We start from the raw sequence: 20,072 nt of genomic DNA on the forward strand, positions 1-20,072 counted from the left end.
AAATGAAATCTGATGCTATGAGTTATGATGGAGAAGTTAAGATATTCAATAAGGGTGACTTACTAACAGCAGATGCAGAAAACCAATGGGCTTATGCTATTGAGTTAGGTGGTAAAAGATGTTGGGTAGAGAAAGCAAACGTTGAGTTATTAGGGCCAACAGATGAAAGATATCAGAGATTTAGATTAAAAGTTATAGAGTATCCTTGTAGGGTTTGGGAAAAAGAAATTAAACCATTCTATAAAGATGAATTAATAACTGCAAGATTTGAAATGAGCGGGTATTATGCTTTAGATATAGATGGAGCTAGAGCATATATAAGAAAAAATGCAACTATGAATAGATAATTTCAAGGCTAGTAGGTAGGAGAAATCTTACTTACTAGCCTTTTTTATTTTATTAAAAAAATATAGAAATTGCATATTTTATTAATATAAGGTAAAAAATACAAATAAATATAAATATTGATAAAAGTCGTTGAATGATAAAAGTAGAGGTGATATAATTGTTAAAAAGGTATATGAGAGGAATTGGTAAAAAGTATTGTGTTTATAAGGTTGAGGAGGAGTGGAAAATGGGAGTGTCAATGGGGGTTGTAAAACCTATAAAAGGGGCTGCTGCTAAGGCATTGCTTGAAGATTTAAAGAAAACGTCTATTGATGATAAAGTTTTAGAACAATGCAAAAGAATAGGAAGTTTAATAAGTAGGAAATAGAGGGGTAAATGAATTTTACATTAGAAAGAATAACCGAAATATCAGATAAACAACTTAGAAAAATAAGTGATTTCGAGTGTCAAGAGTTGGAAATGGAAGAGTTTTTAAAAGGTGAAGCTTTACAATATGATGAAGACGGAGAAGGAAACACATATTTAGTAATAAATGAAGCAGATGAAATTTGTGGATACTATACTCTTAAAGCGAATTCCATACAGGTAATTAATGATGAGAGCACATATAAAAAGTATACAGTATTTCCAGCGGTTGAAATAGCCAGACTAGCAGTAGATAAAAAATTTGAAGGTAATAATATTGGGTCCGCTATACTAGGAACAATTGTAGATTTAGTTAATAACAACATAAGAAAAATGATAGGAGTAAAGTTTATATATTTATTTTCTTTACCATGTGCAGTTAGATTCTATAAAACAAAAAATAAAGCTGGAGTAAAGTTTAAAGAGTTTCCTAAGGGAACTAATTATTTAGAAGATTCCTCTCAAAAAGATTGTGGCTGCACATTATTATACATAAGCCTTTAAAAGCGCCTAGAATTTAATCTAGGTGCTTTATTTTAGTATTAATCCAATTATTAAGGAACTAAGTACACATATAAACATTAAACTTATACTTAAATCTATCTTAATAAAATCCTTTTTCATATAATCGCCTCAGTTTAAATGTTGACATTTTTTCCAGTTATTATATAATAAAAGTGAAATATAAGAGATAATATGAGAGGAGATATATTATGAAAAGATTATTAGTTGCTATTATATCAGGAATTATAGTTGTATCATTATCAGGATGTGCTTCAAATAAAAGTGTAGAAAATAACAAAGAAAGTAAACCTGACATGAAAGTTGAAGAACAAAAGAAAGATGAAAAAGAACAAAAAGTAAGCCAAGAAGATTTAAATGAACAACTTAAAAAAGAAGCTGTAAAAGCAGATTTTGTTGAATTAAATGGTAATACTGATAAAAATAAAAACTTAAAAGTTTTTGCAGAAGGAACAATAAGTGTTGTAGATTACGATCGTGTTATGGATATATTTCCTTCTTTCACGTTAACACAAGAAGAGGGTGAAGGATATGGAATATATCATATATCAAATGTGTTGAGTGTAGAAGGTTTGAAAGATGGAGATAAAGTAAAAGTATATGGCGTTGTAGATGGGGAAAACGATAGTGGTCTTATAAAAATATCTGCAACTGTAATAGAAAAATAAATATATAAAGTTGAATATATATGTAAATTTATTCCATATAAATGTATAATATATTTATATAGGAGGAGATTTAAATGCTTAAATGTAGATTGCAAGAAATAAGATTAAGAGAGTTTATGATAGATAATAAAACAGAGTTTGCTAGAAAATTAAATGTTCCTATACAAACGTATACTAATTGGGAGAAAAGTATATCTTATCCCAATTTAACACTAGCTTATGAAATAGCTAAAAAATTAAATAAGGAAGTAACTGAAATATGGTATCTGGAATAGATATCATATTTTTTTTGTTTAAAAGCACCAATTATTTATAAGTTTTTAAAAATAATTGGTACTTTTTTAAAATTAATTACATAGATATATATTAAGTAAGTTTTAGGAGGTATTTATGGAACTAGCAATAGTTGGAGGATTAGCAGCAACAAGTATATATTATAGATTTACTATTAACTATAGAAAGAAAAGGAAAGTAATTAAAAAGTGGGAAGAACTTATGGGAGAATTAAATTTACACAGTAAAAAATCTAATTTTATGCCACAAGTAATGAATGTTAAATTTATAGATAATGGATATATATTAGATATTCATATGCCAACTGGTTTAAGTCCAAAAGATATAGAGGTTAATAAGGAAACGATAGAAAATAAGTTTAAGGGAATAGTTACTATAGAAAAGATTAGGTTTAGTAGCCTAGTTAAAGTGAAAGTAATAAACAAAGATATAGGAAAGTTTATATTTAAACCAGTAAAAGCATATCCTAACCAATTATATATAGGGAAAACTTTTGATGGAGAAGATTACTTCATAGATATTACCAAAGCTTGTCACATTCTTATTGGTGGAGCAACTGGAACTGGAAAAAGCTTTTTATTAAGCAGCATACTAACTAATCTAATATATAACTCTAGTAATTCTATAGAAATTCATTTGTTGCAAATAATGAAAGGCGAAATAGGATTATTTGAGAAATGTAATCCGGTTAAATTTGTAGGAAAAAATCTTAAAGAAGTAGCTTATGATTTAAATAAGTTAGCAAAGTTAGTAGATGAAAGATCTAGAAAATTTACGAAATTAGGTGTAAAGAATTTAAACCACTACAATAAGCACTATAAAAGTAAAATGAAAAGAATTTATGCTATTACTGAGGAAGTATCTTTCTTTATGCCACAAGAAGCTGATACAGAAGAAGATAAAGAACTTAAGAATAAATGTTGGAGTGCAATTTTAACTATTGCAAAAGCCGGCAGGAGTAGTGGAATACATTTATTAAGTCTTACTCAAAGAAGTACCACAACAAATCTTCCTAGTGATGTAAAAAGCCAATTGTGTAGAATTACATTTAGACAAATAAGCTCTATAGATAGCAGAAATATAATTGAATGTGATGATGCAACCCAACTAGAAGATAGAGAATGTTTGTGTTATGGAACTAGTAAAGCCATGGAGGTTATTAAAACGCCTTGGATAGATGAAGATTTTAAAATCTTACATGAGTATGTACCAGAAATAATTATCCCAGGGATTAAGAATGAAGTTAATTTATTAAATAAAAAGCCGATAGATTGCAGTAATGGAGTTGTTAGAGAATTACCTTTATATATTCCTAAAACAGAAAATAAGGCAGATGAAAATGAAATAGCAACAACTAAAGTTATTAAAAAGAAGATAAGGAAAGGAATGATTGAGGATTGATTACTGATAGAGATAAAGAAGTACTTAAATGGATAGAAGGATATAAAGCTATAACATTAAGACAAGCCACAGAATTATTCTTTAAAGGTAATTACAAAGGAGCCAGTAGGAGAATGGTTCAATTAGAAGATATGGGAGTATTAAAAAGTTATATAAGTAAAGCTAAGAAGGAGAAAGTATATTACCAGGAGAAAAAAGTAAATGATCATAGACTATATATTTATGATTATCTTAAAGAACTAAAAAGATTAGGTTGCAAACTAATAGATGTTAAAATAGAACCAATATATCTAGATGGATTAATAAGACCAGATGCTTATGTATTATTTAGATATGAAGATTATAAATATATTACTTTATTAGAAGTAGATTATACACATTATACAGATAATATAAAAATGAATACTCTTTATGAAAAGTTATATTCAGAAAGAGTAAATTATAAGGAGTTTTTTGGAACATTTCCAATGATAGTAATATCAAGACCAAGTAAAGGTATTAGGTATAATTCTAGTAATTTTGAAGTTATTTATACTGACTTGTCTTACTCTAAACTGGAGCAACTTTTATTACAATAATTACTTTACTCGCTATGCTCCACATTTCTTATTTTATTGGATAGAAAGAATCCTTTAATTATGAGAATTATAAGGCATAAAACGTAGATTACTTAAACGAGGATTAAGATGTAGATTCTACACTATATTCTACAAGTTAATCTACAGTACATACCCTATTATATTAGAAGATATTTATACAAAACACAAGAAAAAGTTTATACAGAACAATTAGAAAGGAGGAGCGTACTTTAGGGTATGAAATAACATTAGAAAGGAAGAAAGAAAATGGAGATACTACTATTAATAATTTTAGGGGTAGCAGCTATAAAGGTATTTACCTTTTATATTGTAAATAAAATTAAAGTTGCACCTAAAAAAGCATTTGAAGCAGAAGAGGTTATAAGATGCGGACACATGAATCCTACATTATATAAGAAGAAACTAGAAGATATAATTATAGACTATACAAGAGAACCAGAAGTAGAAGAGGAATATAAAAAAGTAAGAAATCTATTCAAATATAAATTGCAGCACAAAGAAATATCTAGAGGGCAAATTATAGGAATAGAAAATTATTTAAGAGAGCAATTAAAAGATAAGAAAAAATATAAAAATAATGCTCATGCGATTTATAGTATGTTAAAGATGCCGAATTTAACATATAATCACACGAGCACGATTTTAAAAATGCTATACAAATAGTATTAACTTAATTTTATTTTATTATTCAGAGTAGGATTAAATTTCTACTCTATTTTTTCATATAATTCATCTATTTCAACATTCAACTCCTTGGCTATTTTTAGAAGTAATCCAAATCTTATATCAAATTTATTATGTTCTAATTCGCTTAGGTAGTTAGAGCTAATTCCAATACGTTTAGCTAATTCATTTTGAGATAATCCTTTACGAATTCTATTTTCCTTTATCTTTAGTTTGTAGCTTAGATTTTCCACAAATACATTATATAGCCTTATAATCTAAATTTAAAGAGGGAAGTTATGTAAAGTGACATAACCTTATGTTTCTTGTATGCACCAATTGTTTTAAATATAATTTTATTAAAATGTTATTTTGAGGTGGGGAAATGTTAGTACATAGGGTAAGAATAAGTAATAGCATAGATAAGGAATTGTATGAGAAGTTAAAAAAGTTATCAGAAGAAACAAAAGTTCCAATGTCGAAATTACTAGATGAGGCTATAGATGATTTGTTGAAAAAAAGAAAATAATGTCTTAATCTTCGAGGTACTCGAACTATTTTAGATATATAATTAATGTATAAAATTTATTTAAACATCTTTTATAAAGAACGTATGTTTGGTATGATTAATATATTAATTTTTTATGTTGAATAGTGGGGGGAGTTCATGAAAGAGAAAATAATTGATATTTCAAAAGGATTAACGGGTGAAGAATTGAAAGAAATTTTGGAAAAGGTGATGATAAAAATAATAAATATTGCAGATGATACTAGTAAATAGTATCATCTTCTTAATATCATTATTGTATCACATGGATGTCCTTTTAATTGTAAGTACTGCTTATCATCAACTACTCACGGAGTTAGATTCTTAGATATAGATAGAGTAAAACAAGAGTTGAAATATTTTATAGATAAGGAAGTTAGACTTGTAAAGTTTGTAGACAGAACTTTTAACTGCAATCATAAATTTACTATGGCTATTTGGGAGTTTCTTATTGATCAAGATACAAAAACACAATTTCATTTTGAAATATCAGCAGATATATTAAAAAAATCTGAGCTTGAATTATTAAGAAAAGCACCAAAGGATAGATTCCAATTTGAAGTTGGAGTGCAAACTACAAATGATGATGTATTAAGTAGAATAAATAGATTTGTAAATTTTAGCGACATAAAGGAAAAGGTAGAAGAGCTTCTTCAAATTAGAAATATAAAACAACATCTTGATTTAATAGCAGGTCTTCCTGGAGAGGATTATAATTCATTTAAAAATTCATTTAATGATGTCTATAGTATAAGACCTGAAGAAATTCAATTAGGATTTTTAAAACTTTTAAGAGGATCGTCAATGAGAGAAGAATCTGAAGAATATGGAATGAAATATTCTCCATATCCGCCATATGAAATTTTAAGGACCAAGGATATAAGTTATGATGAATTAATAAAGCTTAAGAAAGTAGAAGAAATGGTCGATAAATATTATAACTCTCAAAAGTTTAATAACATAATAAAATATTTAGTAAACAAGTTTGAGACACCTTTTGATTTTTACTATACTTTAGGTACTTATTTTGATTCTAAGGGATATTTTAATAGAAATATAGGAAATAGTGAGTATTATAAAGTATTTTTAGATTTTAATATGGAAATATTAAAAGGAGATAATTTTATATTAAGAGAAATATTAAAGTATGATTATCTTAGATTTAATAAAAAAAGAGGTATGCCAGATTTTATACAAAGGAATCTAGATAAAGATGAAGAGATAAAAATAAAAGATCAATTTAAAGGTATATACTCCTTTAAGGATTATTATCTAGAAATATTCGATATAAACATTAATAAGTTTATAGAGGATTCTACTATAGTTAAAGAAAAGGACTACTATTTATTTGGTTATGGAGGTGATGTAATACATATAACAAATAAAATAACAGAAATTTAAGAAAATATAAAATCTATAATAAATAAAAAAGGAAAACATTTACAATAATTAAAAGCTTATGGTTGTTTCTCTAAATCAAAAATAAAGAAGTTGAAAAAAACGTCAAATAGTGTATAATGGAAAATAGAAAAAAGTAATTAATACTATGTAAAGTATTAATTACTATATTATTATTTTAAATAATAAAGGTGGTGAGATTTTGGCATTAGAAGCAATAAATGAAATTAAAAAGGCTGAAGATAAAGCTGAAGAGCTTATTCAGGAAGCTACGATAACTTCTAAGGAAATAGTGAAAAATGCTAGCATTCAAGCTGAAGAAGAGTACAATAAAGTACTAAACGAAGCTAATTTAAAGAAAACACAAATAATTGCTAAGGCAGAAGAAGAAGGAAATTCAGAAGCAGCGCCCATATTAGAAAAAGGTGGAAAAGAAGTAGTAAGCATTAAAAATATTTCTGATGATAAAAAGAATAATGCTATTAATTTAATCGTTGAGAGGATAGTGAAGATTCATGGCAATAGTTAAGATGAACAAATTCACTTTGCTTACCTTTGAATCTAGAAAGCAAAAGCTTTTAAGAGAAATACAAGGATTATCTAATGTAGAGTTTATTAATTTGCAAGATGAGGACTTCCTTGAAAAATATGAAGAATTAAGAAGCTTAGCTAAAGACGAAGTAGATTTAGAGTATTCAAAGTATGAAGAAAATTTATCAAAAGCTAAATTTGCCCTAGAATTTCTTAAAAAATATGTTCCTAAAAAATCAGGATTAAAGTCATTACAAGAAGAAAAGCTAACATTAACTTTAGATGAACTAGATGAAAAAGTTAAAGCCTCTAATTGGGAAGCAAGCTATAATAAAGCAAAAGAAAAAGAGGCGGAGCTTGCTAATTTAGATTCAAATATAACAAAGTTACAGGCTGAAATAGATACTTTAACTCCTTGGCAAGATTTGGATGTAGCTTTTACTGAAATAAAAGATTTGAAAAATACATCATATTTCTTAGGGACTATAGCAAAATCTTATGAAGATACTTTATTAGAAGAGTTATCAAATGCATATGTTGAAATAATATCAAGAAGTAGCAATGATATTAATCTTTTAATTTTATCTAATAAGGAAGATAGTGAAAATATATCAGAAGTTCTAAGGGGAGTTGGATTTAGCGCCTTTAAAACTGAACATAAGGATGTTCCGATGAAGCTTATTTTCGAATTTAAGCATCAGATAGAGGAGCTTCAATCAAAGAAATTCTTTATTCAAGAAGAAATTGCAAGCTTTGAAGAAGATTTAAAGAAGTTAGAATTAGCTTATGATTATTTTGTAAGTAAGGTTCAGCGTGTTAAAGTTTCAACAAATTTCTTAAAAACAAAAAATATATGTGCAATTCAAGGATGGATAGCACAAGAAGATAGTGACGAGCTAAAATCAATATGTAGCAATATTCTTAAAGATGATTACTATATAGAATTTGAGGATGTTAAAGAAGACGAAATAGATGATGTTCCAATTAAACTTAAAAATGGTGAACTTGTTTCGGCTTTTGAAAGTGTAACTGGAATGTATAGCTATCCTAAATATAATCAAATAGATCCAACGCCTCTACTTGCACCATTCTACTTAATATTCTTTGGAATGATGGTAGCAGACGTAGGATATGGACTATTAGTTTTAATAGGAGCAGCTTTAGCTCTTAAGTTCTTAAAACTAGATGAAGGTAAAAAAGATTTTGCAAAATTCTTTTTATACTTAAGTTTTCCAACAATATTTTTTGGAGCAATTTATGGATCATTCTTTGGAGATGTTATAAAATTACCAACTCAAATAATAGATACAAATAAAGATGTTATGACTATAGTAATTTTATCTTTAGCTTTAGGTGTTATTCAAATATTCTTTGGATTATTTATAAAGGTTTATAGTTTGATTAGAATAGGAAAAGCAAAAGATGCATTATTAGATCCGGGATCATGGATAATAACATTATTATCTATAGGTGGAATTGCAGCAACTAAGTTTTTAAAATTACCAAATATATTAGGAAATATATTCATTGGTACAGCAATTATTGGTGCTATATTAATAGTTATAGGTGGAGGAAGAGAAGAAAAATCTACAGGAGCCAAGATAGGGCAAGGGTTATATTCTTTATACGGCATAACAGGATATGTAGGAGATTTAGTTTCTTATACAAGACTTATGGCTTTAGGATTAGCTGGTGGTTCAATTGCAGGTGCTTTAAATCTATTAATTCATACTTTACCAGGTATAGCAGCAATACTATTAGGACCTATATTATTTGTTTTATTTCATATATTCAATTTAGGATTATCATTACTTGGAGCTTATGTTCATACAGCAAGACTTCAATATGTTGAGTATTTTGGAAAGTTCTATGAAGGTGGAGGAAGACCTTTTAAAGCATTTAAGGTTTCAGAAAAGTATATAAAGATCAAAAGAAATTAGGAGGAATTATAAAATGGAAATGTCATGGATTCAATTTTTTATGGAAAATAACGGTGGATTAATATTTGCTGCTATGGGAGTAGCTTTAGCAGTTGGTTTAGCTGGTATTGGTTCAGCTAAAGGTGTTGGTATAGTTGGTGAAGCAGCAACAGGATTAGTTACAGAAGAACCAGAAAAGTTTGGTAAAGCGTTAGTTCTTCAATTATTACCAGGTACACAAGGTTTATATGGTTTCGTTATAGGATTCTTAGTATTTACAAAGATGAGCTCAGGAATGCCATTAGATCAAGGTTTATATTTATTAGGCGCTTGTTTACCAATAGCATTTGCTGGTCTTTGGTCAGGTATAGCTCAAGGTAAAGTTGCAGCAGCAGGTATTCAAATATTAGCTAAAAACCCAGAACATAATACAAAAGGTATAATATTAGCAGCGATGGTTGAAACATACGCATTATTAGGATTCGTTATTTCATTCATGTTAGTAAATATGGGATTCTAGGATTGGAGAGAAAAGGCTATGGCAAGTGTAAATAATCTGACTTCTAAGATCCTTAGGGATGCTGAAGAGAGAAAGGAAAGTATTTTAGCTTCTGCTGAAGAAGAGAAAAAAAATATTCTTTCGAAGAAAATAGCTAAAGCCAAAGAACTTGAAAAGGAAATTATAAAAAAGGCTGAGCTTGAAGCTAAAACTAAGAAAGAAAGAATTCTATCTTCTGCTTCACTTAAGGTTAGAAACAATAAGTTATCTGCAAAGCAAGAAGTTATAAAAGAAGTATTTGAAAAAAGTATAGATATGTTAGCAACTATATCTGGAGATGATTTTTTAAGATTTATAAAAAATTCAATACTTTCTCTAGGTGAAATAGGAGAGCAAACATTAATTTTAAATAAAGAAGGAATGGAAGTAGTAGATCTTACTTTTATTTATGATTTAAATCAATCATTAGGAGATAAAGGGAACATTAAGCTAAGTCCTAATACTGGAAACTTTAAAGGTGGATTTATTCTTGAAAGTAATGGTATAGAAATCAATAACACGTATGAAGCTTTAGTAAGTTCATTAAAAGATGAATTGGAGTTTGAAGTAGCAAGAGTGTTGTTTAATTAAGGAGGGTAAGAGATGGATGTAATGAAATTTACCCAAGCTGTATCAAGAATATGGGTTTTGGAAACTAGACTTCTTGATAAGCCTAAAATTGATAGAATGATAGAAGCTCCATCAGCAAATGAAGTACTAAGAATATTAAATGAAACAGAGTATTCAAATGTTTCAGCTAATGTAAAGAGACCAGAAGATTATGAGGAAATATTAACAGCAGAATTAAAAAGGGTGTATGAACTAGTATATGAAATAAGCCCTGTAAAAGATGTTGTGAAGTTAATGAGTTTAAAATATGACTATCATAATATAAAGGTACTTCTAAAAGGAAAAGTATTAGGTAAGGATTTATCTTCTATGCTTATACAATTAGGTAGTCTAGATTTACAAGAAATTAAACGTAAAATAGATGGAGATAATTTTAAAAGCTTAAACGGAAACCTTGGAAAAGGAGTTCAAGAAGCAATGAAATCTTTTGAGGAAACTAAAGATCCTCAAAAGATAGACATAATAATAGATAAATATATGTATAAAGAGTTAGTAGATATAAAGAAGTCATTGAATTATAAATTCATAGATAATCTAGTTAAAGCTATGATAGATTCTACTAACATAAGAACTTTACTTAGAATAAAGAAGCAAAATAAAGGAAGAGATTTCGCTGGGGAAGTTATAGTTAATGGTGGAGAAATAGATAGTAGCAAGCTTATAGCTTTACTAAATGAATCCCCAGAAAACATAATGGCTAAATTACAAAGTACGATTTATTCTGATTTAATAAAAGAAGGATTTGAAGGTTATATAGCTACAGAGTCTGCAAGTCTTTTAGAAAAATTAAGTGATAATTATATCATGGATTTAATGAAAAATTCTAAGTTAGTTACATTTGGACCAGAAAAAATATTATCTTATATTTATGCGAAAGAAACAGAAATAAAAGTAATAAGAATTATAATGGTTGGCAAGCTTAATAATATTGCTGAGGAAGTAATAAGAGAAAGGTTGCGTGATATATATGCATAAGAAAATAGGTGTTGTTGGCGATAAGGATTCGGTTTTAGCTTTCAAGGCTTTAGGAATAGATGTATTCCCAGTAGTTGAAGCTGATGAAGCAAGAAAAGCAGTTGATAACTGTGCAAGAAATGACTACGCAGTAATTTTTGTAACAGAGCAAATAGCACAACATATTGAAGAAACTATAGCACGTTACAATGAACAAGTACTTCCAGCTGTAATATTAATTCCAAGTAATCAAGGTTCATTAAATATTGGACTAAAGAGAATTAGTGATAGTGTGGAAAAAGCTGTTGGCGTTAATATTTTATAGGAAGGTAGGTTAGTGATTTGAAGACCGGAAAGATAATTAAGGTTGCAGGTCCTTTAGTTGTTGCTGAGGGAATGGAAAATGCAAATATATTCGACATGGTTAAGGTTGGAGAAAAAGGTCTTATCGGAGAAATCATAGAGATGAGAAGTGATAAGGCATCTATCCAAGTTTATGAAGAAACTACAGGAATAGGACCTGGGGATCCAGTTGTTACAACTGGTGAACCATTAAGTATAGAATTAGGACCAGGACTTATAGAATCAATGTTTGATGGTATCCAAAGACCACTTGATGCATTTGCTAAAGCTGCAAATTCACCATTTTTAACAAAGGGTGTAGCAGTTAAGTCATTAAATAGAGAAAGACTTTGGAAGTTTGAGCCTACAGCAAAAGTAGGAGACGTAGTTGAAGCTGGAGATATAATAGGAACAGTTCAGGAAACTACTGTAGTACTTCATAAGATAATGGTTCCTTATGGAGTAAAGGGTATAATAAAAGAAATTAAAGGTGGAGAATTCACAATAGTTGATACTGTATGTATAGTAGAAACTGAAAAAGGTGATAAGGAATTAACATTAATGCAAAAATGGCCAGCAAGAAAAGGTAGACCATATGCAAGAAAGTTAAAACCAGATGCCCCAATGACTACAGGTCAAAGAGTTATAGATACATTCTTCCCAGTTGCTAAGGGTGGAGCAGCAGCAGTTCCAGGTCCGTTCGGAGCAGGTAAAACAGTTGTTCAACACCAAGTGGCTAAATGGGGAGATACTGAAATAGTTGTATATGTTGGTTGTGGTGAACGTGGAAACGAAATGACAGATGTTCTTAATGAATTCCCAGAACTTAAAGATCCTAAGACTGGTGAAAGCTTAATGAAGAGAACAGTTCTTATAGCCAATACATCAAACATGCCAGTTGCAGCTAGAGAAGCTTGTATATATACAGGAATAACAATTGCAGAATACTTCAGAGATATGGGATATTCTGTTTCAATAATGGCAGACTCAACTTCAAGATGGGCAGAAGCTTTAAGAGAAATGTCTGGTAGACTTGAAGAAATGCCAGGAGATGAAGGTTATCCAGCATACCTTGGATCAAGACTTGCAGATTACTATGAAAGAGCAGGTAAGGTTATTTGTTTAGGTAACGATGGTAGAGAAGGAGCTGTAACAGCAATAGGAGCAGTTTCACCTCCAGGAGGAGACCTTTCAGAGCCTGTTACACAATCTACGCTAAGAATAGTTAAAGTTTTCTGGGGACTAGATGCTCAACTTGCATATAAGAGACATTTCCCATCAATTAACTGGTTGAATTCATATTCATTATATGCAGATACTATAGATGAGTGGATGAATAATGAAGTTGCAGCAGATTGGGCAACTTTAAGACAAGAAGCAATGACTTTACTTCAAGAAGAGTCAGGACTTCAAGAAATAGTAAGCCTTGTTGGGATAGATGCTTTATCAGAGATAGATAGATTAAAACTTGAAGTTTCAAAATCAATAAGAGAAGATTACCTTCAACAAAATGCATTCCATGAAGTTGATACATATGCTTCATTAGATAAGCAATATAAAATGTTAAAGCTAATACTTCTATTTAGAAAAGAAGCGGAAAGAGCATTAAAAGCAGGAGTTTACTTAAATGAAATTTTAGGCTTAAGTGAAATAAGAGATAAAATTGCAAGAAGTAAATATATTCATGAAGATAATATAAATAAGATAGATGAAATTGAAGTAGAATTAAAATCTTCTATAGATGCATTAATCAACGAAAAGGGAGGGGTTCTAAATGCTTAAGGAATATAAAACAGTTACAGAAGTTGTAGGACCTTTGATGGTAGTTGAAGGCGTTGAAGGTGTTAAATACGATGAATTAGTTGAAGTAGAACTTCAAACTGGTGAAAAAAGAAGAGGTAGAGTTCTTGAGATAAATGGAACAAGAGCAATGGTTCAGCTTTTTGAAGGTTCATCAGGAATAAATTTAAAAGAAACAAAAGCTAGATTCTTAGGAAGACCACTTGAACTTGGTATTTCTGAGGATATGCTAGGAAGAATATTCGATGGTATGGGACACCCAATTGATAATGGCCCTAATATAATTCCAGAAAAAAGATCAGATATAAATGGTGAGGCTATTAATCCAGTATCGAGAGATTATCCATCAGAATTTATTCAAACTGGTATTTCAGCTATTGATGGACTTAATACATTAGTAAGAGGACAAAAGCTACCTGTTTTCTCAGCATCAGGACTTCCTCATGCACAATTAGCTGCACAAATAGCAAGACAAGCGAAAGTTTTAAACTCAGATGCTAACTTTGCTGTTGTATTTGCTGCAATAGGTATTACATTTGAAGAATCACAATTCTTCGTTGATGAATTTAATAAAACAGGTGCTATAGATAATTCAGTATTATTTATGAATCTTGCGTCTGATCCAGCTATTGAAAGAATAGCAACTCCAAGAATGGCTCTTACTACAGCAGAATTCTTAGCTTATGAAAAAGGAATGCACGTACTTGTTATAATGACTGATATAACAAACTATGCAGAAGCACTAAGAGAAGTTTCAGCTGCTAGAAAAGAAGTTCCAGGTAGAAGGGGATATCCAGGATATCTATATACTGACCTTTCAACTTTATATGAAAGAGCAGGTAGACTTAGAGGAAGAGAGGGTTCTATAACTCAAATTCCTATTCTAACAATGCCTGAAGAAGATAAGACACATCCAATTCCAGACTTAACTGGATATATAACAGAGGGACAAATAATTCTTTCAAGAGAGTTATATAAGAAAGGTATTATTCCTCCAATAGATGTATTACCATCACTTTCAAGACTTAAAGATAAGGGTATTGGTAAAAATAAGACTAGAGAAGATCATGCTGATACAATGAATCAATTATTCTCAGCTTATGCACAAGGTAAGCAAGCTAAAGAGTTATCAGCGATTTTAGGAGAATCAGCATTATCAGATACAGATAAACAATATGCTAAGTTTGCAGAAGCTTTTGAAGAGCAATACGTATCTCAAGGTTTTACAGCAAACAGAACTATAGAAGAAACTTTACAATTAGGATGGAAGCTTTTAAAGATACTTCCAAGAACAGAGCTTAAGAGAATAAGAGATGAGTATCTTGAAAAGTATATGCCAAAGGGAGATGAAGAATAGCCATGGCAAGATTGAATGTCAATCCTACTAGAATGGAGATGTCTAAGCTAAAAAAGAGATTAGCTACAGCTACAAGAGGACATAAACTTTTAAAGGATAAGCAAGATGAGCTTATGAGGCAATTCGTTAATCTTGTCAAATATAATAATGAATTAAGAAAATCTGTAGAAGCGGAGCTTCAAGGGTCTCTTAAGGACTTTGTTATGGCTAGAGCTGTTATGAGCTCAGAATTTCTAGAGGAAGCAGTAGCTTATCCAAAAGAAAGCATATCTGTTGAAGTAGGAACTAAAAATATAATGAGTGTAAATGTTCCAGAGATGAATTTCCATAGGCAGCTTGAAGGAGATGAAGGAAGTATATTCCCTTATGGTTTTGCAAGCACATCATCTGAATTAGATGATTCAATTGCTAAGCTTTATGGAATCTTACCAAAGCTATTAGAGCTTGCAGAAGTTGAAAAGTCAACTCAACTAATGGCAGATGAAATAGAAAAGACTAGAAGAAGAGTTAATGCTCTTGAATATATGACAATTCCTTCATTGCAAGAAACTATCAAGTATATAAGAATGAAGCTTGATGAAAATGAAAGAGGAGCTTTAACTAGATTAATGAAAGTTAAAGATATGATACAAGCGAGAAATTAAGAAGTCCCCAATGGGGGACTTCTTAATTTTTAGAAAATTATAAAAGAAAGGCTAGACCTTAAATTAAAATGATAAAATAGACAGTGCTTTATCATTTCAAATTTATATTTTCTATTTTAAAAAGACGTGATAGAAATCGTCATAGTTTTGTCATTGATAATAATGATTATAAATAGTATAATAAGATAATAAATTTAATTGACATAATTAATTAGAGAATATAAACAATTGAGAAGTTAAGGAGAAATTATGCGATATATATTATCTTTTATATTAGCATTTTTAATAGTATATTTAATAACGCCAATTTTGATTAAATTATCTTTTAAATATAGCTTTACAGATAAACCGACAAAAAGAAAAAAACATAAAGGTGAAACTCCACTTTGTGGTGGATTGGCTATGTTTATAGGATTTTTTATAGTATATTTTACAGTTAATAATTATACTACAGTTAAGGAAAAATCATGGATATTACTAGGATCAGCGCTAATATTATTAATAGGATTAATAGATGATAGTTTTAAAACTAGAGGAAAAGAGTTTCCAATATATCCAAGATTAATAATTCAAATATTAGCTGCATTTATTATATTTAAATCTGGAATAGTTTTCAGAGGTTTTACAAATCCATTTACAGGAGTCTTTATACAATTATCAGGAATTATACAATTCATACTAACAATTACATGGATATTTGGAGTAACAACAGTTATAAATTGGTCAGATGGTATGGATGGACTTGCTGGTGGATTATCATTAATTTCATCAATAACATTTGCAGCAGCTGCAATTATTCTAGGGCAACATGAATCAATAAGTATGTCACTAATAGTGGCAGGAGTAACTTTAGGGTTTTTAATGTATAATAAATATCCAGCAAAGATTTTTATGGGAGATTCAGGAGCAAATTTTTTAGGATTCATATTAAGTATAATAGCTTTAGATGGGGCTTTTAAGCAAGCAACTTTAATGAGTTTATTTATTCCAATTTTAGCTTTAGCAATTCCTATATTTGATAATCTCTTTGTTATAATAAAAAGATTCGTCGATGGAAAACCAGTATATCAAGCAGATAGAAGTCAAATACATTATAGATTAGAAGCTAAGGGGTTTACTCCAAAGCAAGTTGTAACGTACATAAATATGGTTAGTTTAGCTTTTAGTATAATTTCTATAATTTTACTTTTAGTTAAAAATTGATAAATCACATTAAGATAAAAATTCTAGGAGTATTTAAATACAAGAAGAATATTAAATTTAAAATTCAGCTATAAGGCTGAATTTATTTTAAGTAAAATAGTTTGAAGATTCAGAAATTAAGAAAGGTAAATGTAATTCTGATTAATAAAAAGTATATCTAAGTTATTGTAATTATTATTCATTGTTAATTATTGATTATTAATTAAATACAAGGGGGACTATTATGTATAGTGGTAAATTAGTAAAATTAAGAGCATATAAAGAAGCGGATATAGAAAAAGCAGTAGAGTTTATAAATGATGAAGAAGTGAAAAAACTATTAGATTCTAACATTCCATTTCCAATGACTAAATGGCAAGAAGAAGAATGGGTAAAAAGTAGAAAAGCAAATTCCGACTTTACTTATGATTTTGCAATTGAGGATTTAAAAACTGGAAGATATATAGGTGGATGTAGTATTAACGAATGTGATGTGAAAAATAGAACTTGTGTAATAGGTATAATGATTGGAGACAAAGACTATTGGAGCAAAGGCTATGGAAGTGATGCATTAAAAGTGCTGATAAAGTTTATATTTGAAGAAGTAAATATGAATAAGATAAAGCTTAAGGTTTTTTCTTTCAATGATAGAGCTATTGCATGTTATAAGAAAGTTGGATTCAAAGAAGAAGGTATATTAAAGAAAGAGTTATATAGAAATGGAAAATATCACGATGAAGTATTAATGTCAATATTTAAAAATGAATTTGAAGATTAAAAATCAATTAATATAAAAAAATAGATTTAGAAGTTTATTTCTAAAATTTAGTATATAATGTAATGCATTTATAAATTTCTACGTTAAATATTTTTAATTTAAGGTATATATTTACAAATGTTAGTAAATAAACTATAATATAAAAAAAGAAGATTAAAAACTTATCAAGAGTGGTGGAGGGACTGGCCCTAAGAAACCCGGCAACCTACATAGGTTAATTCTATAAATGACTTTTATTTATAGAATCTTATTGTGTGGTGCTAATTCCTGTTAGATAAGGGTAATTCATAGGCTGTATATCAATACCTAAAGGTTATCCTTTAGGTATTTTTTTATGATATTTAAGTAATAAAATAGGGGGCAATAGCATGAATATTAAAAGTTTGTTTGATAAAAAAGAGGTGGTTTTTTCATTTGAGATATTTCCACCAAAACAAGAATCAAAAATTGATACTATTTATAATACCTTAGATGAATTAAAAGGTTTAAAACCAGATTTTATAAGTGTAACATATGGGGCAGGTGGAAACTTATCTAAGAATATGACATGTGAGATTTCGTCAATAGTAAAGAATAAATATAAAATAGAGCCATTAGCTCATTTAACATGTATAAACTCAAATAAAAATCAAGTAAATGCTATTTTAGACAACTTAAAAAAATCAGGAATAGAGAATATATTAGCTTTAAGAGGAGATATTCCGGTGAATTATAAAGGGATAAATGAATTTGAGCATGCAAGTGATCTTATAAGGCATGTAAAGCAAAGAGAGGATTTTAATATAGTTGGGGCATGTTATCCAGAAGGGCATTTAGATAGTAAAAACTTAGAGGAAGACATAATTAATTTAAAGAAAAAACAAGAAGCTGGTGCTAAGCATTTAATTTCACAATTATTCTTTGATAATGAGTACTTTTATAGCTTTCTAGAACAAAAAGAAAAGTATAATATAGATATTCCAGTACAAGCGGGAATAATGCCAGTCATAAATACTAAACAAATAAATAGAATTGTTTCATTATGTGGTGCTAAGTTACCAAAGAAATTTATTAAGATAATGAATAAATATGAATTTAATCCTGAGGCATTAAGAGATGCTGGAATTGCATATGCTACAGAACAGATAATAGATTTGATATCAAGTGGAGTAGATGGAATTCATTTATATACTATGAATAATTCGTATGTTGCTAAAAGAATAAGTGAAAGTATATTTTATATACTAGATACTATAAATAATTGTGAGAGATTAATAAATTAGTTAATATATTATTGAGGATAATATTAACTATAAATAAGAGCGTTATGTGGAGGATATAATATGGAAAAAGTAGAGAGTTTTGAATTAGATCACAGAATAGTTAAGGCACCATATATAAGAAAGTGCTGTTTGTTAATAGGGAAGAGGGGAGATAATGTAACCAAGTTTGATATTAGGTTTTTACAGCCGAATAGAGAAGCTTTTGGAACAGCTGCTATGCATGGATTAGAACATCTATTAGCACATGAATTAAGAAGTAGATTAGAAGGAATAATAGATTTATCACCAATGGGATGCAGAACTGGATTTTATTTAAGTATATGGGGAGATAGAGAAGCTTCTGAAATAAAAGAAGCGTTAGAATTATCATTAAATGAAGTTTTAAAGGCCACAGAAATACCTGCTGCAAATGAAGTTCAATGTGGAAATTATAGAGATTTATCATTATTCGGAGCAAAAGAGTATGCAAAAGAGGCTTTAGAAAAGGGGTTTTCATTGAATATATATGGAGAGAAGTAAGTCGATTATAAATAAAAGATATATAATAATTTATTTATAAATAAAAATATACTGCAAAATATAAGAGTGAGTTGTATTCTAAGATGTAAATTCTAGAATACAACTCTTTTGATTTTTACAACTACAAGGCAATTTAGAAAATTAAATTTTTTCAGCTATATTTACTTAATAAAATAAATTGTAAGAAGTAATCTTTTATATATTTTAAAATAAATATAAGTATGATAACATTTAATTATTAGAATATTTTGAAAATTAAAATAATAAAAGCGGGGGAGATAATTTGAGAGATAAATGTGGTAAATTTAAAGATTTAGAATTATTTATCCAAGAAGGAAATACTGATGAAAGTTCTTTAATTGCAGTATTACATCATGCACAAGGATTATATGGGTATTTGGGAAGAGAGGTACAGGAATATATAGCTTATAGATTAAATATACCTGTATCCAAAGTATATGGTGTAATTACCTTTTATTCATATTTTTCTACAGAACCAAAAGGCAAATATGTAATAAGTATATGTACAGGAACAGCATGTTTTGTTAGAGGAGCTTGCGATATATTAGAAGACTTTAAAAAGATATTGGGAATAAAAGAAGGAGAAACAACTAATGATGGATTATTTACTCTGGATACATTAAGATGTGTTGGATCATGTGCTATAGCACCAGTTGTGCTTGTAAACGATAAAGTTTATGGATATTTTACTAAGCCTCAAGTAAATGAATTAATAAATAATTTAAGGGAGCAAGGTTAGTATGGAGAGAA

23 protein-coding genes, 2 pseudogenes and 1 riboswitch are annotated in these 20,072 nt (G+C 29.0%); of the genes and pseudogenes, 24 read left to right on the top strand and 1 reads right to left on the bottom strand.

Going from position 1 to position 20,072, the window contains the following annotated elements:
• From J7M87_RS04680 to J7M87_RS04715, 8 genes and pseudogenes are all read left to right on the top strand, one after another.
• Positions 1-347 (top strand): annotated as a pseudogene (locus J7M87_RS04680) (hypothetical protein); the annotation flags it as partial.
• 227 nt (positions 348-574) lie between these two features.
• Complete coding sequence (locus J7M87_RS04685; RefSeq protein WP_291649170.1) at positions 575-715, top strand: hypothetical protein; 141 nt, start codon at positions 575-577, stop codon at positions 713-715.
• Between the two features lie 8 nt (positions 716-723).
• Positions 724-1,257, top strand: coding sequence for a GNAT family N-acetyltransferase (locus tag J7M87_RS04690; RefSeq protein WP_291649172.1), 534 nt, complete (start codon positions 724-726; stop codon positions 1,255-1,257).
• A 209-nt stretch (positions 1,258-1,466) separates the two neighbouring features.
• Positions 1,467-1,943 (top strand): hypothetical protein, encoded by a 477-nt coding sequence (locus J7M87_RS04695; RefSeq protein ID WP_099346669.1) that lies wholly within the window; start codon positions 1,467-1,469, stop codon positions 1,941-1,943.
• Between the two features lie 74 nt (positions 1,944-2,017).
• Entirely contained in the window at positions 2,018-2,218 is a 201-nt protein-coding gene (locus J7M87_RS04700; protein ID WP_099346668.1) for a helix-turn-helix domain-containing protein, read from the top strand.
• A gap of 115 nt (positions 2,219-2,333) precedes the next feature.
• Positions 2,334-3,638 carry an FtsK/SpoIIIE domain-containing protein gene (locus tag J7M87_RS04705; RefSeq protein WP_291649175.1) on the top strand — a complete coding sequence of 435 codons (1,305 nt, stop codon included), beginning with the start codon at positions 2,334-2,336 and terminating at the stop codon, positions 3,636-3,638.
• The gene (locus J7M87_RS04710; RefSeq protein WP_291649176.1) at positions 3,635-4,216 is read left to right on the top strand and encodes a hypothetical protein; all 582 of its coding nucleotides are present in this window, start codon (positions 3,635-3,637) and stop codon (positions 4,214-4,216) included. The genes J7M87_RS04705 and J7M87_RS04710 overlap by 4 nt, the downstream gene beginning before the upstream one ends.
• Before the next feature lie 267 nt (positions 4,217-4,483).
• Positions 4,484-4,900: a hypothetical protein gene (locus J7M87_RS04715; protein ID WP_291649178.1), complete on the top strand. Its 417-nt coding sequence runs from the start codon at positions 4,484-4,486 to the stop codon at positions 4,898-4,900.
• Positions 4,901-4,944: 44 nt separating this feature from the next.
• On the opposite strand, the gene J7M87_RS04720 is transcribed toward J7M87_RS04715, so the two are convergent.
• Positions 4,945-5,154, bottom strand: coding sequence for a helix-turn-helix transcriptional regulator (locus J7M87_RS04720; protein WP_272470685.1), 210 nt, complete (start codon positions 5,152-5,154; stop codon positions 4,945-4,947).
• Between the two features lie 131 nt (positions 5,155-5,285).
• Here J7M87_RS04720 and J7M87_RS04725 point away from each other — a divergent pair, with 131 nt between their 5' ends.
• The 16 genes and pseudogenes from J7M87_RS04725 (at position 5,286) to J7M87_RS04800 (ending at position 20,061) form a co-directional block, all read left to right on the top strand.
• Entirely contained in the window at positions 5,286-5,429 is a 144-nt protein-coding gene (locus J7M87_RS04725; protein ID WP_291649181.1) for a ribbon-helix-helix domain-containing protein, read from the top strand.
• A gap of 285 nt (positions 5,430-5,714) precedes the next feature.
• Positions 5,715-6,848 (top strand): annotated as a pseudogene (locus J7M87_RS04730) (DUF4080 domain-containing protein); the annotation flags it as partial.
• Positions 6,849-7,047: 199 nt separating this feature from the next.
• A complete protein-coding gene (locus tag J7M87_RS04735; RefSeq protein WP_291649183.1) occupies positions 7,048-7,374 on the top strand; it encodes an ATPase in 327 nt (108 codons plus the stop codon).
• Positions 7,361-9,316, top strand: a complete 1,956-nt coding sequence (locus tag J7M87_RS04740; protein ID WP_291649185.1) for a V-type ATP synthase subunit I — start codon at positions 7,361-7,363, stop codon at positions 9,314-9,316. Before J7M87_RS04735 ends, J7M87_RS04740 begins: the two co-directional genes overlap by 14 nt.
• 13 nt (positions 9,317-9,329) lie before the next feature.
• Positions 9,330-9,815, top strand: coding sequence for a V-type ATP synthase subunit K (locus J7M87_RS04745; RefSeq protein ID WP_291649187.1), 486 nt, complete (start codon positions 9,330-9,332; stop codon positions 9,813-9,815).
• 18 nt (positions 9,816-9,833) lie between these two features.
• Positions 9,834-10,424, top strand: a complete 591-nt coding sequence (locus tag J7M87_RS04750; RefSeq protein ID WP_291649189.1) for a V-type ATP synthase subunit E — start codon at positions 9,834-9,836, stop codon at positions 10,422-10,424.
• 12 nt (positions 10,425-10,436) lie between these two features.
• Positions 10,437-11,438, top strand: a complete 1,002-nt coding sequence (locus tag J7M87_RS04755) for a V-type ATP synthase subunit C (protein WP_291649191.1) — start codon at positions 10,437-10,439, stop codon at positions 11,436-11,438.
• Positions 11,431-11,742: a V-type ATP synthase subunit F gene (locus J7M87_RS04760; protein WP_291649193.1), complete on the top strand. Its 312-nt coding sequence runs from the start codon at positions 11,431-11,433 to the stop codon at positions 11,740-11,742. Before J7M87_RS04755 ends, J7M87_RS04760 begins: the two co-directional genes overlap by 8 nt.
• Before the next feature lie 17 nt (positions 11,743-11,759).
• On the top strand, positions 11,760-13,541 hold the full coding sequence (locus J7M87_RS04765; RefSeq protein ID WP_291649195.1) for a V-type ATP synthase subunit A: 1,782 nt from the start codon (positions 11,760-11,762) through the stop codon (positions 13,539-13,541).
• On the top strand, positions 13,534-14,916 hold the full coding sequence (locus J7M87_RS04770; protein WP_291649197.1) for a V-type ATP synthase subunit B: 1,383 nt from the start codon (positions 13,534-13,536) through the stop codon (positions 14,914-14,916). The genes J7M87_RS04765 and J7M87_RS04770 overlap by 8 nt, the downstream gene beginning before the upstream one ends.
• 2 nt (positions 14,917-14,918) lie before the next feature.
• Positions 14,919-15,560 (top strand): V-type ATP synthase subunit D, encoded by a 642-nt coding sequence (locus J7M87_RS04775; RefSeq protein WP_008676926.1) that lies wholly within the window; start codon positions 14,919-14,921, stop codon positions 15,558-15,560.
• Positions 15,561-15,809: 249 nt separating this feature from the next.
• On the top strand, positions 15,810-16,763 hold the full coding sequence (locus J7M87_RS04780) for an MraY family glycosyltransferase (protein WP_291649200.1): 954 nt from the start codon (positions 15,810-15,812) through the stop codon (positions 16,761-16,763).
• A gap of 223 nt (positions 16,764-16,986) precedes the next feature.
• Positions 16,987-17,520, top strand: a complete 534-nt coding sequence (locus tag J7M87_RS04785) for a GNAT family protein (protein WP_291649202.1) — start codon at positions 16,987-16,989, stop codon at positions 17,518-17,520.
• Positions 17,521-17,678: 158 nt separating this feature from the next.
• Positions 17,679-17,801, top strand: a riboswitch (SAM riboswitch).
• An 87-nt stretch (positions 17,802-17,888) separates the two neighbouring features.
• Positions 17,889-18,782 carry a methylenetetrahydrofolate reductase [NAD(P)H] gene (gene metF / locus J7M87_RS04790; protein WP_291649204.1) on the top strand — a complete coding sequence of 298 codons (894 nt, stop codon included), beginning with the start codon at positions 17,889-17,891 and terminating at the stop codon, positions 18,780-18,782.
• A gap of 60 nt (positions 18,783-18,842) precedes the next feature.
• Entirely contained in the window at positions 18,843-19,301 is a 459-nt protein-coding gene (locus tag J7M87_RS04795) for an S-ribosylhomocysteine lyase (RefSeq protein WP_291649206.1), read from the top strand.
• Between the two features lie 283 nt (positions 19,302-19,584).
• Positions 19,585-20,061, top strand: a complete 477-nt coding sequence (locus J7M87_RS04800; RefSeq protein WP_291649208.1) for an NAD(P)H-dependent oxidoreductase subunit E — start codon at positions 19,585-19,587, stop codon at positions 20,059-20,061.
• Positions 20,062-20,072 lie beyond the last annotated feature (11 nt).

Origin of the sequence: Clostridium sp., assembly GCF_017888565.1 — a bacterium.
In the GTDB taxonomy this organism is placed as follows: Bacteria; Bacillota; Clostridia; order Clostridiales; family Clostridiaceae; genus Clostridium.